Origin of the sequence: Brevundimonas naejangsanensis (assembly GCF_000635915.2) — a bacterium.
GTDB classification, from domain to species: Bacteria; Pseudomonadota; Alphaproteobacteria; order Caulobacterales; family Caulobacteraceae; genus Brevundimonas; species Brevundimonas sanguinis.
Window position 1 is genome coordinate 13822 of sequence record NZ_CP015614.1, and the last position, 13428, is coordinate 27249.

The 13428-nt window shown below is 68.0% G+C and carries 13 protein-coding genes; 3 read left to right on the plus strand and 10 right to left on the minus strand.

The annotated features are described in order from the left end of the window. Nucleotides 1-3: 3 nt before the first annotated feature. The 3 genes from DA69_RS00085 to DA69_RS14650 are packed head-to-tail and all read right to left on the minus strand — an operon-like array spanning nucleotide 4 to nucleotide 2762. A complete protein-coding gene (locus DA69_RS00085; RefSeq protein WP_145915870.1) occupies nucleotides 4-1125 on the minus strand; it encodes a hypothetical protein in 1122 nt (373 codons plus the stop codon). After that, nucleotides 1094-2152: a type II secretion system protein GspK gene (locus tag DA69_RS00090; protein ID WP_145915871.1), complete on the minus strand. Its 1059-nt coding sequence runs from the start codon at nucleotides 2150-2152 to the stop codon at nucleotides 1094-1096. The genes DA69_RS00085 and DA69_RS00090 overlap by 32 nt, the downstream gene beginning before the upstream one ends. Further along, on the minus strand, nucleotides 2139-2762 hold the full coding sequence (locus DA69_RS14650; RefSeq protein WP_025978695.1) for a type II secretion system protein: 624 nt from the start codon (nucleotides 2760-2762) through the stop codon (nucleotides 2139-2141). Before DA69_RS14650 ends, DA69_RS00090 begins: the two co-directional genes overlap by 14 nt. A 130-nt stretch (nucleotides 2763-2892) precedes the next feature. Here DA69_RS14650 and DA69_RS00100 point away from each other — a divergent pair, with 130 nt between their 5' ends. From DA69_RS00100 to rfbB, 3 genes are read left to right on the plus strand one after another with little or no spacing between them, the layout of a single operon-like run. Then, nucleotides 2893-3870 carry a cell wall hydrolase gene (locus DA69_RS00100; protein WP_051582147.1) on the plus strand — a complete coding sequence of 326 codons (978 nt, stop codon included), beginning with the start codon at nucleotides 2893-2895 and terminating at the stop codon, nucleotides 3868-3870. Then, the gene (gene rfbC, locus DA69_RS00105; RefSeq protein ID WP_025978698.1) at nucleotides 3867-4466 is read left to right on the plus strand and encodes a dTDP-4-dehydrorhamnose 3,5-epimerase; all 600 of its coding nucleotides are present in this window, start codon (nucleotides 3867-3869) and stop codon (nucleotides 4464-4466) included. The genes DA69_RS00100 and rfbC overlap by 4 nt, the downstream gene beginning before the upstream one ends. A 35-nt stretch (nucleotides 4467-4501) precedes the next feature. Then, a complete protein-coding gene (rfbB, locus tag DA69_RS00110; protein ID WP_025978699.1) occupies nucleotides 4502-5545 on the plus strand; it encodes a dTDP-glucose 4,6-dehydratase in 1044 nt (347 codons plus the stop codon). 1 nt (nucleotide 5546) lies between these two features. On the opposite strand, the gene DA69_RS00115 is transcribed toward rfbB, so the two are convergent. The 7 genes from DA69_RS00115 to DA69_RS00145 all read right to left on the minus strand — a co-directional run bounded on the left by DA69_RS00115 (nucleotide 5547) and on the right by DA69_RS00145 (nucleotide 13400). Then, on the minus strand, nucleotides 5547-6395 hold the full coding sequence (locus DA69_RS00115; RefSeq protein WP_025978700.1) for a hypothetical protein: 849 nt from the start codon (nucleotides 6393-6395) through the stop codon (nucleotides 5547-5549). Next, nucleotides 6392-7069, minus strand: a complete 678-nt coding sequence (locus DA69_RS00120; protein WP_025978701.1) for an ABC transporter ATP-binding protein — start codon at nucleotides 7067-7069, stop codon at nucleotides 6392-6394. Before DA69_RS00120 ends, DA69_RS00115 begins: the two co-directional genes overlap by 4 nt. After that, nucleotides 7069-8235: a chain-length determining protein gene (locus tag DA69_RS00125; RefSeq protein WP_025978702.1), complete on the minus strand. Its 1167-nt coding sequence runs from the start codon at nucleotides 8233-8235 to the stop codon at nucleotides 7069-7071. Before DA69_RS00125 ends, DA69_RS00120 begins: the two co-directional genes overlap by 1 nt. Nucleotides 8236-8267: 32 nt before the next feature. After that, the gene (locus tag DA69_RS00130; RefSeq protein ID WP_235599180.1) at nucleotides 8268-9071 is read right to left on the minus strand and encodes an ABC transporter permease; all 804 of its coding nucleotides are present in this window, start codon (nucleotides 9069-9071) and stop codon (nucleotides 8268-8270) included. Between the two features lie 252 nt (nucleotides 9072-9323). Continuing rightward, a complete protein-coding gene (cysC, locus tag DA69_RS00135; protein WP_025978704.1) occupies nucleotides 9324-11153 on the minus strand; it encodes an adenylyl-sulfate kinase in 1830 nt (609 codons plus the stop codon). Continuing rightward, on the minus strand, nucleotides 11153-12073 hold the full coding sequence (gene cysD / locus DA69_RS00140) for a sulfate adenylyltransferase subunit CysD (protein ID WP_025978705.1): 921 nt from the start codon (nucleotides 12071-12073) through the stop codon (nucleotides 11153-11155). The genes cysC and cysD overlap by 1 nt, the downstream gene beginning before the upstream one ends. A 4-nt stretch (nucleotides 12074-12077) precedes the next feature. Next, the gene (locus tag DA69_RS00145; protein ID WP_025978706.1) at nucleotides 12078-13400 is read right to left on the minus strand and encodes a glycosyltransferase family 4 protein; all 1323 of its coding nucleotides are present in this window, start codon (nucleotides 13398-13400) and stop codon (nucleotides 12078-12080) included. Nucleotides 13401-13428: the final 28 nt, after the last annotated feature.

Below are 13428 nucleotides of genomic sequence, written 5' to 3' on the forward strand. Positions count from 1 at the left end.
AGCTCAGGGCTGGGCCGGAGAGGCCGGCGCCGGTTCCAAACCGGGTTCAGGCTCCAGCGGCGGCGCCGCCTCGCGCACCCGCATCTTCACGCTCAGATTTCTGGCTGCGCTGTCGGTGCGGGGCTCGACCGCATAGAAATAGCCCGAGCTCTCCAGGTCGCCCACCACCAGGGCGATCTTGCCGATGGCCTCATAAGGCAGGGTGAACTCCAGCGTCTCCGTCTCGGCGTTCAGGGCCGAGGGCGCCAGGTCATGCAGCGCCAGAATCCCGATGGCCGCCCCGGCGGCGCTCAGCGGGCCGGTCTGTTCCTCCAGGCGGCGATAGGCGACCAGCTTCTGCTGGCTGGCGTTCAGCCTGTGCACGGCCTCGGCTTGCGGCGTGGCGGCGCGGATCTCGGCGGTCTGCGCTTCGATCCGGGCGACGTCCTTGGCCAGTTCGCGGCTCTGACCGAACAGGAAGGCGGCGACGCACAGGGAGGCGAAGGCCGCCCCGCCGCCGGCCATCAGCGCCAGCTGTTCGCGCGACAGCTCGACCGGGGCCAGGGCGAAGGCGTCGCGATTGTCGAAGGCGATCGGCAGGTCGCTGGGCGCGGGCGGGGCCTCCGGCGCCGCCTCGGCGTTGCGCTGCAGCCGCACGAAGGCGGACCAGGCGGCGGCGTCGTAGCGGTCGCGGCGCCAGGCCGAGGCGACCAGCGCCTTGTCGCGCCACAGCTGCGCCTCATGGCCCTGGTTCAAGCGTACGATGCGCCAGCCCTCGCCGCGCGGCTGGGCCAGGGTCTCGGGCGTCAGGACCGGCGCGCCCTGCGCCCCCTCCTGCGCCGCCAGCAGGGTCTCGACCCGCTCGGCGTCCCACCACCAGACGCCATAATCGTCGCCCGCCTTGCTGAGGACGAAGCCCGCCCGCAGATAGGGCGCGGCCAGCCGGGCGTGCAGCGTCGCCGCCTGTCGCCGCCGCCGACGCGGCAGGGCCGCTGTGCTGAACAGGCCGAAGGCGCACAGGTCGCGCGCCAGCAGCAGCACCGGCCGTCGCAGCACGCGTCCGACCGCGCCGCCCGGATGGACGACGCTGAGGGCGCCGTCGGCGCTCAACCGCTCAACGCGGGGCGTAAGGAAGTCGAATGGCATCGGTCGTGTCGGCCCTGGCCCGCTTGGGGGCTTCTGTCAGTTCGGTCTGGTCGATCCACAGCGGCTGCTCCAGACCGAAGGGGGTCAGGGTCAGTCGCGCGCGATAGACCCAGGCGGATCGGGTGTCGTGAAGCGTCAGGATGGTCGCGCCTGACGGGTAGGTGAAGATCTGTTCCTGATCCAGGTCCAACACGGCCCCGGTCACGGACGCCACGTCGTAGAGAGAGGTCAGCGGCCGCTCAGCGCGAACGCGCATCAGGGTCTCGATCTGGCTGTCGTTCAGGCCGAACCAGACCGCCAGGGCGGCCGGGCCGGCGGTGTTCACATTCTGGGTGGCGGAGGTGGCGTCGGCAGCCAGCGCGTCGCGCAGGGCGCGCCACTTCTTCGGCTCGACCGCCTGACGCGCGCCCAGGATCGACAGCCATTCCGTCGGCCGGATCAGGCGCCGGTTGGCCGGGCCGCCGTCGGCGTAGTCGGCGCGCTCGGCCCCGTTCGGCTGCCTCAGATCGTCGGAATCGATATAGTCCGTATAGCGGGCGATCAGGGCCTGCCGCTCGCCCGGCTGGACGCCCGCCGACTCCAGAAACCGCTCATGCGGCTGGCCGAACAACTGGGCGGTGTTGATCAGGCCCGCCTGATCCTGAAGGCGCAGGACCAGCGGCCCGTCCACGTCCATCGTATAGCGGCGCCCGTCGGCCATGACCTTTTCGACCGGCACGCCCGAGACGTTGGACGGCTCCTGTTGCGGCCCCTCCATCTCCAGCGTCTGGCGGATGTCGTTGACCCCGAAGCCATAGGCCCGCGTCGGCTCGGTGGCGGCCATGAAGGACAGGGCGGCTTCGGCGCTCATCGCCCTTTGCAGGAAACGGACGCGCGCGCGCGCCGAGGCGGCCTCGGCGCTCAGGCTGGCCAGGGCCGTGATCGCCACCAGGAAGATCAGCGTCACCACCCCCGTCACCGCCAGCACGGCGGGCAGGGCGAAGCCGGAGCGGCGCCGGGCGCGAGATCGGGGCCTAGAAGTCGGCATCGAACCTCACCCATCGACCCGGATTGCCGGACGAGGCCACCTCCACCACATCCACGTCCGGGCCGCCGTTCAAGCGGACGAAAAGGCGGGCGCTGCGCATGCCTTCTTCGCCCAGCACCCGCTCGCGCGGCGTTTCGAACGCGGGCGCCCAGGTCTGGCCGTCCTGGGAATAGGACAGGCTGGCCTGTCCGCCGTGGGGCAGGGGCAGCAGCGGCGTCCTGCGGCCGGCGGCTTCGCACATCACGACGCGGCGGCCGTCCTGCACCTCGATCGTCAGCACCAGTCGCCCGGCCCAGCCCTGCGGCGCGCAGCCGGTGGCGCGCTCCATGACGGCCTCGCCTTCCAGCCGCTCGGGCGCGCCCACAAGCGGCAGGTCCACGCCCTCCATAATCGCGGCGGGCGGGCGCACGGTCAGGCTGCGGATGATGCTGCGCAGGTCGCTGATCGCCACATCGGCGTCGGCCGCGGACATGGCGCGCCGTCCCAGCGCAAAGCCCGCGTCGCCCGCCTTCATGCCGATCGAAAAGATGACGGCCAGCGCCATGCCCCCGATCGCCAGCACGACCAGGGCTTCAATCAGGGAAAAGCCGGAGCGGCGGGCGGAGATCATTGCCCGGCCTTGATAGGGCGTCCCGCACCGCCTGCCAACATTGGCATGACGCCGCTCTGAACAAAGACTTCGGCTTTTCGTCGTTCTCCCGGGCTGATATGGAAGACGTTGAGTTCTATGGGGGAAGGGGATGCGCGGCGTCGCCTCGGTCTTGATAGCGGCGAGCCTCGGCGGCGCGGCATGGGCGGGGGTCAGCATCCTGACGCCGCCGGACCGCGCCCAGGCCGGCTCTGCGCGCCTGATCGCCCATGCCGCGCCGCTCCCGGCCGAGCTGTCGGAAGTCGTCGCCGCGCCCGAGACGGACGCCGATCGCCGCGCCCGCCTGAACGCCCGCCTGAAGACCATGCTGGATGAAGGCAAGGGCGCCCGTCTGACGGATGCCCCGCCGCGTCCGCCCGCGCCCGCCCGTGCGCCGCGTCCGGCGCGCGCCGCGGCCAAGGCCGAGCCTGCGGCGACCTTCGCCCCGCCCGCCCATGACGCCGCCTCCGCGCGCCCGACCGTGCGGCGCGCAGGCGGCTATGTCCCGCCGACGCTGGATCTGAAGACGCCGCCGCGCGTGCCGCAGAACGATCTCGAATGTCTGACCCAGGCCGTCTACTATGAGGCCCGAAACGAAAGCGAAGAGGGACAGGCGGCGGTCGCCGAGGTGGTGATCAACCGATCCCGCCACCGGGCCTATCCGAAGTCGATCTGCGAAGTGGTCTATCAGCGCAACAGCCGCACCTGCCAGTTCACCTTCACCTGCGACGGGTCGATCGGCCGCCGTCCGGTCAGCGCGGTCGCCTGGGCGCGGGCCGAACGCATTGCGCGCGAGGTGCATGAAGGCCGCTCGTCCAGCCAGTTGCCCAAGAACTCGGTCAACTATCACGCCAACTATGTCCGCCCCTCGTGGGGCCGCCGCCTGGCCCGCGTGCGCCAGATCGGCGCCCACATCTTCTACGGCGCGCCCCTGAACGGCTCGACCCCCGGCGCCTATGAGCGCGAGGCCGCGCCTGCGCCCGCCCGCCTGCTGTTCGTGCGCAATGAGGCGCTGGACCGCGCCTATGCCGTCCTGGCCGGTCAGGCTTCGAACGGCGCGAGCGAAACCCCCGACACGGCTGCGCAATGACGCTGGAGACCTCCGGCCGGCTCGTCCTGCTCAAGACGCCGCGTTACGGCGACGCGCGCGGCTGGTTCGCCGAGACCTGGTCCCGCGCCCGCTTCGCCGCCGCCGGCATCGACTGCGACTTCGTTCAGGACAACCAGTCGCGCTCGCAGCCGCAGGGCGTGGTGCGCGGCCTGCATTTCCAGACGCCGCCCTATGCTCAGGCCAAGCTGGTCCGCTGCCTGCGCGGGGCGATCCTCGACGTGGCGGTCGACCTGCGCCTCGGCGCCGCGACCTTCGGACAGGCTCACGCGGTCGAACTGTCGGCCGACAGCGGCGATCAGCTGTTCATCCCGCCGGGCTTCGCGCACGGCTTCGTCACCCTGACGCCCGGCGCCGAGATCGCCTATAAGGTGTCCGCCCCCTACGCCCCGGCGCATGAGGCGGGTCTGGCCTGGGACGACCCCGAGCTGGACATCGCCTGGCCCGTCGCGGCGGATCAGGCGGTGCTGGCCGATCGCGACCGCGCCTGGCCGCGCCTGCGAGACCTGAACAGCCCGTTTCGCGGCGTCGAGGCGTCGACGCTCTCGATTGTGGACCTGGCGACCGTTAGCCGTTAGCCGGAGAGGCTGCTGCGTCGGCTAAGGAGAGGCTTGTGCGGATATTGCTCACCGGCGGCGCCGGCTTCATCGGCTCGGCCCTGGTCCGCGAGCTTCTGTCGCGCGGCGACGAGGTGCTGGCGGTCGACAAGCTGACCTACGCCGGGGTCGAGGCCTCCCTGACCGAAGTCGCCGACCACCCCCGCTTCCGCTTCCTGAAGGCCGACATCGGCGATGCGGCCGCCATGGCCGGCGCCTTTGACGACTTTCAGCCCGACCGCGCAGCCCACCTGGCCGCCGAAACGCACGTGGATCGTTCGATCGACGGCCCGGCGGTCTTCATTCAGACCAATGTCGTCGGAACCCAGGTCCTGCTCGATCAGGCCCTGGCCTATTGGCGCGGACTGAGCGGCCCGGCGCGCGAGGCCTTTCGCTTTCTGCACGTCTCGACCGACGAGGTGTTCGGCTCGCTCGGCGCCGAGGGGCGCTTCGACGAGGCCACGCCCTACGATCCGCGCTCGCCCTATTCGGCGTCCAAGGCGGCGTCCGACCATCTGGTTCGCGCCTGGGGCCATACGTTCGGTCTGCCGGTGGTGATCAGCAACTGCTCGAACAACTACGGCCCGCGCCAGTTTCCCGAAAAGCTGATCCCGACCCTGATCCTCACGGCGCTGGCCGGCGAGCCCCTGCCCATTTACGGCGACGGCTCCAACGTGCGCGACTGGCTGCACGTCGACGACCACGCCCGCGCCTTGAGGCTGATGCTGGAACGCGCCGAACCGGGCCGCACCTATTGCGTCGGCGGCGACGCAGAGCGCACTAATTTGCAGGTCGCGGCGGCGGTCTGCGCCGCTCTGGATAAGCTCAAACCCCGCCCAGACGGCCGCCCTCACGCCGACGCCATCACCCTAGTGGAGGACCGGCCCGGCCATGACCGGCGCTACGCCATCGATTCCGGCCTGATCCGCGCAGAGCTGGGCTGGCGGCCTGAAGCGTCGTTTGAGCAGGGCATGGCCCGGACCGTCGCCTGGTATCTTGATAACCGGGACTGGTGGGCGCCGCTGGTCGCAGCCCGTATGCCCAGACGGGGCCTGGTCTAGGTTAATCCACGCGGGAGACGATGAGGTCCGACATGCTGATCTCGCCATGGAAGACGCCTTCCATGACCAGCAGCCGGAATTCGCACGCGCCTTGCGTCGTCCAGTCGTAAACCATTTCGATCTCAAAGACCCCGGGACGCCCCGGGCGGAACTCCTGGCTCACATAATCCTCGATGCCGCCCCAGTCGGCGCGAAACAGATAGCGACAGGCATAGGCGTCGACCGACAGGGTGAAGACCGCCTTCCAGCGCCCCGTCGGCATTTCCAGGTAGGGGCCGTAGACCACGATGCGGGGGCGGCCGGTCAGGTCCAGCGTGGATCGTCCTTCGGCGTGGGTCGCAGGCGTGTTCCAGGTGAGCAGCGAGCCGCTCCAGACCGCCTCGCCACGGGTGTACACCTGAAGAGCCTTGGCCATCGCGCCGCTTGGCGCCGGCGAGGCGCCTGGAGGCGCTACCTCGAAATCCGGAAAGAGGCGGACGGCGCCAGACGCGAGCCGATCAGGGCCGAATACCCGCTCGTGCGGAAGCGTCGTGGATGCGGCGAAGCTCCGGCTGGCGGCCTGGATGGCGTGATGGCGTTCGGTCTGGTCCATCTGGTCGGGCAGGGTGATGTCCAGGGCGTCCAGGATGAAGGCGATGCGGCTGTCGTCGGGCTGGCGCCGCCTAGCCTCATCGGCCGAGATCGTCAGCAGCATCATGCGCGCGCCGGCGTTCAGATCCTGGCTTTCGTCCCAATCATGCAAGACATAGTCCGCACGCTCGGCGGCGTCGCGCAGGCGTGAAATCCAGTGGGACCGATTAGGCAGGGGCGGAAGGACAACCCAGTGGTGTGCGTTCAATTCGGCGCTCATGCGGCCCGCAGCCAGGTATAGACCTCGACCGCTTCTTGAATGTCGTGGAAGATTTTGGCGCGCCCGCTTTCGATGATGAGGGCGCGGTCGCAATAGTTCGCGATCATCTGGACGTCATGCGACGCCATGAGGAAGGCGCGGTGCGCGCGCTCTTCAAACAGGCCCTCTTGGCATTTGCGCTGGAAGCGGGCGTCGCCGACCGCCACCAATTCGTCGATCAGATAGCAATCGAATTCGATCGCAAGGGACAGGCCGAAGGCCAGGCGTGCTCTCATGCCCGACGAATATTGCTTGACCGGGTCGCGCAGCGCCTTGCCCAACTCCGCAAAATCGTCAACGCGCTCAAGGGTTTCCTTATACTCTCGGCCATAGAGGCGGGCCAGAAACCGCACATTGTCCAGTCCGGACAGGCTGCCTTGAAATCCGCCGCCGAAGCCGATCGGCCACGACGATGTCATGCGCCATGAGATGGAGCCTTCGCTGGGCGGCATCACGCCGCCCAGCATCTTGATCAGCGTCGATTTGCCCTGGCCGTTCCGCCCGAGGATGGCCAGTCGCCCTGAGCGTCCCAGGTCGAAGTTCAGGTCGGTGAACAGAGGCTTGTGGGCCCCGTGGTAGGTCTTCCCGAGGTTACGGACGCGAAGGCCTGGATCCGTGTCGGCGTCCGACGTCATCAGTCCTGCTGCCTATGCTCTCGGACGCCGGCCCAAACCAGCCAGCCTACGCCGTATGCCAGCAGGGTGGAGGCCAGAATGGTCAGGATGGAGCGCCAACGGCGCGGTTCCGACGCCTTGTCGGGGAGGCTCGGCTCGACGATGCGTTCAAGGTAGAGCTTCTGGCGACCGGCTTCCTGTTCGGCGGCCAGCAAGGCGGCGGTCGCCTGGGTCAGCTGCTTATCGGCGATCTCGCGCCGCAGGGTCAGTTCTTCGAAGGGGCCGATCTTGTTAGACAACGAGCTGGCGTCGCCCGCCATCTTGGCGCGCGCCTCCGCGACCTGGCGTTCATAGGCGGCTATGCGGTTGTCGAGGATCGGCAGTTGCGGGCTGGCCGGCGCCTCGGCCGCGACCTGAGCGCGTTCGGCGCGCAGTTGGGCGATCGTCACCAGCAAGCCGTTGATGACGCCCGAACTCTCGGCGGCCGCGAGGCGGGGGTCGATGAACTGGGCGCTGTTGCGCAGGGCCGTTAGAGCTTGTTGCGAAGCGGCGACCTCGCCCTGGGCGCGTTGTAACGCCGCTTTGGCGTCCCGCACGGCGTTGTTCGACGCCCGCTCATTCAGCCGGTTTATCAAGGTCTCCCCGCTGGCCAGCATCGCCTTGTTGAGGTTCTGGGCGTCTTTCGGGTCGAAGGCTTCGACGCGCAGGGTGCTGATGCCCGTGCCGGAATCGTACCCGACCGTCATGAAGCGCAGGAACGCCTTGTACAGGCTCTCTTCACTGCGGCTTTCCCAGGGGCGCGGGTAGCGCGCGATGAAGTCGGACCCGGGCCGGGCGAAAACCTTGTTCAGATCGAAGGTCTGCTGCAGTTCTTTCAGGCCGTCTCGGGACGAGATGTACTCGTGCACGGCGAAGGCGTCGTTCATCCCGGTTGAGAAGCCCACCCCTTGCAGGGCCAGGCCCACCGCAGACGGCTGTCCCGAGTTGGCTGAACGCACGACGAACCGCGCTTCCGACACATAACGCGGCGAGGCGATCAGCAGATAATAGATCATAGCGATCAGCGTGGGCAACGCGACCACGATCAGGAAGCCCACTGGAATGCGCTTCCAGAGGTCCTGCCGCTTGTTTGAAGGCCCCTCGATGGCGTTCAGAGGGCCGACGTAACTGATCTTTTGCTCAGCCATAGGAAGGGTTCGCCTTGGAAAACGTTGGCTCTTTACTCGACTGCAATACGATCGCGCGCACCCGCAATCATCGCCAAGCCTAGCAGATTGAACACCGCGCCACATAGCAGCGCGTAGCCGACGTCGAAATAGGTCGGCGTGAATTCGTTAAACACGCCGGCTCGCACCATTTCGACGCCGTGAACGAACGGGATCAGAAGCAGGACTTTCTGAAAATCGGGCGGTAGCCAGGCCACCATGGTGAACGCGCCGGACAGTGGTATCAGCACGTAGCTGATCAAGCCGATCAGGCGTTCGAAAACATCATAGCGCATCGCCAGGCCAGCGAGCACTAGCGCGAAACCCACGCCGACCCAGCATAGCAGGACCCAGCCGGCGTAAAGGGTGAGGTAATCGTGCGGCAATGACACCTGTCCGATCGCCAGCAAAATCACATAGACGATGACGAACGCCGCCGTCGTGCCCCCGATCTCGATCATGGCGCGCGAGGCGAAGATGTGAATGGGGCTTATTTTACGATGATACAGAAGCCCGAGGTTGGCTTGGAGCGCTGACGACAGGGCGCCGATCAAGTGCCGGATCAGGATCAACGACATATAGCCCGTCATGACGAACGGGATCAGTCGAACGCCATGTTCGTATTCAGGCTTGGTGGCGCTCCACAAGATCATCACGCCGAAGCAGAACAGCAGAGGTTCGCCGACGATCCAGGCAAAGCCCAGACCCTCGCGCCCAAACCGCGTGGCCATCTCGCGCATCATGAGAGCGCCGACGATTTTCAGGTGGCGAGCTGCTTTTGCGAACATGGAATGAGGGTTGACGCAGCGGCGCTGCAAGGAGCTGGACGGCGCCGATGCCGGAATGGCCGTCTCGACGTTGGCCAGACCATAGCCGACCTATGATGGGGCGCAATGTTTCATTCGCCTTGGCCGCTGGAATCGCGAGAGGTTTTAAAGGGTCAAGCGCAGTCTGAATGGATAAAGCCGCCCTGGCGTCGACATGCGTAGTTTTTGATCTGGGCGCCAAGCCTGGCTTCCGTGGCTCCGAAGCCACAGTCGAGCGCGATGGCGCATGGCCGGCCGGGATGATCAGACAGTCGACCTGGTGATGACGCCACAGATCATCGCGGCGGCCTCCTGGGCTGTGGTTTTGTCGGCGTCGACATGGATTTCGGCGTTGTCCGGCGCCTCATAGGGGCTGTCGATGCCGGTGAAGTTGGTCAGTTCGCCGCGTCTTGCCTTGGCGTAGAGACCTTTGACGTCGCGGGCTTCGACCGTGGCGAGCGGGGCGTCGACGAAGATTTCCAGGAAGGGCACGTCCCCCATCATCTCGCGCGCCATCGCCCGTTCGGCGCGGAAGGGCGAGATCAGCGACACCAGGACGATCAGGCCGGCGTCCGCCATCATCCGGGCCGCTTCGGCGGCGCGGCGGATGTTCTCGACCCGGTCGGCCTCGGTGAAGCCCAGGTCGCGGCTGAGGCCGTGGCGCAGGTTGTCGCCGTCGATCAGATAGGTGTGGCGTCCTTCGGCGGCCAACTGCTCCTCGACCAGGTTGGCGATGGTGGACTTGCCCGCGCCGGACAGGCCGGTGAACCACAGCACGGCCGGTTGCTGGCCCTTCAGGGCGGCGCGGCGGGCGCGGTCGACCTTGATCGGCTGGCGATGGATGTTGTGGGCGCGGCGCAGGGCGAAGCGGATCATCCCGGCGCCGACCGTGGCCTGGCTCATCCGGTCGATCAGGATGAAGCCGCCCATCTCGCGGTCTTCGTCATAGGGGGCGAAGGCGATGTCGGCGCCCAGCGACAGGTGGCAGACGCCGATGTCGTTCAGCTCCAAGGTCCGTGCGGCGAGGGGCTCCAGGGTGTTGACGTTGACCTTGTGCCGGATGTCGGTGATCGAGGCGGCGACGGTGCGCGCGCCCAGCTTCAGATCATATTGCCGGCCGGGCAGCAGCGGCGCTTCCGCCATCCAGATCACGGCGGCCTCGAACTGGTCGGCGGTCTCCAGCGGGGCGGCGGCGGCGCACAGGACGTCGCCGCGCGACAGGTCGATCTCGTCGGTCAGGGTCAGGACGACCGACCGACCGGCGCCGGCCTGTTCGGCGTCCTCGGTCGGGGCCAGGACGCGCGCGACCGTGGTCGTCACCCCCGACGGCAGGGCGCGCACGGCGTCGCCGGGCCTGACGCGGCCTGCGGCGATCCGGCCGGTATAGCCGCGAAAGTCCAGATGCGGCCGGATGACGCCCTGCACGGCCATGCGGAACGGCAGGTCCTGACCTTCGGACAGCGGCGGCAGCCCCTCCAGCGTCTCCAGCAGGGTCGGGCCGGAATACCAGCCGGCCTCCTCGCCGCGTCGTGCGATGTTGGCGCCGGTCGCGCCGGACACCGGAATGGCCGTGACCTCCAAGCCGATCTGGGCGGCATAGGCGGCGAACTCGGCGGCGATGGGCTCGAACACCGCCTGGCTCCAGTCCGCCAGGTCCATCTTGGTGACGGCCAGAACCGCCCGGCGCACCCCCATCAGGGCCAGGATGTGCGCGTGGCGCCGCGTCTGGGTCAGCACCCCCTTGCGCGCGTCGGCCAGGATGATGGCCGCATCGGCGGTCGAGGCGCCGGTGGCCATATTGCGCGTGTACTGCTCGTGGCCGGGGGTATCGGCGACGATGAAGCTGCGCCGTTCGGTTGAGAAATAGCGATAGGCCACGTCGATGGTGATGCCCTGCTCGCGCTCGGCCAGCAGGCCGTCGACCAGCAGGGAGAAGTCCAGCGCGCCGTCCGCATCGGTCAGGGCGGCGATCTGGTCGTCGGGGACGGCGCCGACGTCATGCAGCAGGCGGCCGATCAGCGTCGACTTTCCGTCGTCCACCGAGCCGCAGGTGATGAAGCGCAGCAGGTCGCGCTGGGGGGAGGGCGCCGACATCAGAAATAGCCCTCCTGCTTCTTGCGCTCCATCGACCCGGCCTGGTCGCGGTCGATCAGGCGGCCCTGGCGCTCGGAACTGCGCGAGGCGCGCATTTCGGCGATGACGGCGTCCAGCGTCGTCGCCTCGCTTTCGATGGCGCCGGACAGCGGGTAGCAGCCCAGGGTGCGGAAGCGCACGGTGCGGACCTCGGCCGTCTCGCCGGGGTTCAGCCGCATCCGCTCGTCGTCGACGACGATCAGGGCGCCCTGGCGCTCCACCACCGGGCGCGGGGCGGCGAAATACAGGTCCACGACGGGGATGTTCTCGGCGGCGATATAGTCCCACACGTCCAGCTCGGTCCAGTTGGACAGGGGAAAGACCCGCATGGTCTCGCCTGGCGAAACGCGCGGATTATACAGGCTCCACAACTCCGGCCGCTGGCGGCGCGGGTCCCAGCGGTGGCCGGGGCCCCGGAAGGAGAAGACGCGCTCCTTGGCCCGGCTGGCCTCTTCGTCGCGGCGCGCTCCGCCGATGGCGGCGTCGAAGCCGTGCAGGTCCAGCGCCTGCTTCAGCCCTTGCGTCTTCCACAGGTCCGTATGCACGGCCGAGCCGTGGTCGAACGGATTGACGCCGCGCTCGACCGCCTCGGGGTTCTTGTAGACGATCAACTCCATGCCGCTTTCGGCGGCCATGCGGTCGCGCAGGGCGTACATGGCGCGGAACTTCCACGTCGTATCGACGTGCAGCAGGGGGAAGGGCGGCGGCGCGGGATGGAAGGCCTTGCGCGCCAGGTGCAGCAGGGCCGCCGAATCCTTGCCGATCGAATACAGCAGCACCGGGCGCGCGCACTCGGCCGCCACCTCGCGCAGGATGTGGATGCTCTCGCTCTCCAGCCTCTGGAGATGCGTCAGTCGCTCGGCGGAAAAGTGGGGCGCCACGGCGTCAGGCCAGCGTCAGCCCGACCTTGCCGTACAGGTCGCGCAAGCGCGCCTGATAGGCGGCGGGCGTGAACTTGCCGGCCTGGATCAGGCCGCGCGCCTGCAGGTCGAGACGAAGGCCTTCGTCGGCGTCGAGCGCCTGGATGCCCCGCGTCATCGCCTGGACGTCATAGGGATCGACGATCACCGCCGCATCCCCGGCGACCTCGGGCAGGGAGCCGCCCGTCGAGGTCAGCACCGCCGTCGACAACGCCATCGACTCCAGCACCGGCAGGCCGAACCCTTCATACAGGGACGGGAACAGGGTGGCCCTGGCCCCGCGGATCAGGCTGATCAGCATGGAGAAGGGCATGTATTCATACTGGCGGATGCGCTCGGCGCTGGGGCCGCCGTCGCGTTTGACCTGGTTCAGCAGGGCGGTCTCGCCCTCGTCCAGCCAGGCGCGGCCGCCGATGATGACCAGCGGCGTCTTGCTGCCGGACGCCAGATAGGCCTCGACAATGCGGCCCAGGTTCTTCTTCGGCTCTATGGCCCCGAAGTGCAGGAAATAGTCCTTCCAGCCCAGGTTGAAAACGCCTTCCAGCTCCAGCTCCACCTCGGCCTGAGAGCGCGAGGTCAGGCTCTTAGGCAGGTCGACGGCCTGATAGGTGTTGGTGACCCGGTCTTCGGACACGCCCAGCAGGCGGATGACGTCCTGGCGGGTCGTTTCGGACACCACGGCGATGTGGTCGGCGCGCTTCGCCACCGCCTGACACAGGCGCATATAGACCGCCTTGTCGTCCATCGTGGTGTGCGGCAGGCGCAGCGGGATCAGATCGTGGATCGTATAGAGGTTCGGGACGCCCTTGGCGTAGAGCGGCAGGGTCGCCGTCCAGTGCATGGCGTCGGGCCGCGGAGCGTCAGCCGAGGCTTCGAAACTGACCGGCGTCTCCTTGCCATAGGCTGCGAAGCTGCGGTTCGCGGTGTGGAACAGGTTCTGGGCGGCCCAAAAGCTGTCCGCCGCCGGCCGGCCGCCGCCTCGGCTGGGCCAGATGACCTCGCCCGAAGGCATGATGGCGTGCGCCTCGCGCCCGAAGCGCGACGTGTAGGTGTCGCGGAAGCGCTGGATCTTCTTCTTTCGGTTCAGCTTTTCGGGCGGGCGCTCGGCGTCGGTCAAGGCCGTCTCGTTGACGACGTTGCTGGCCTTGCGGGCCGCCGTCGGACCGTAAAGCACCTGGGTGCCCAGGCCGATCTCGCGCGCATTGATCAGCAGATTGCGCCCATAGGTGGCGATCCCCGAACCCTTCGCGAGCGCCAGGTTGAAGCCGTCGATGCAGATAGAAGACATTGAGATGAGCTGATCCGATGAAGCAGCG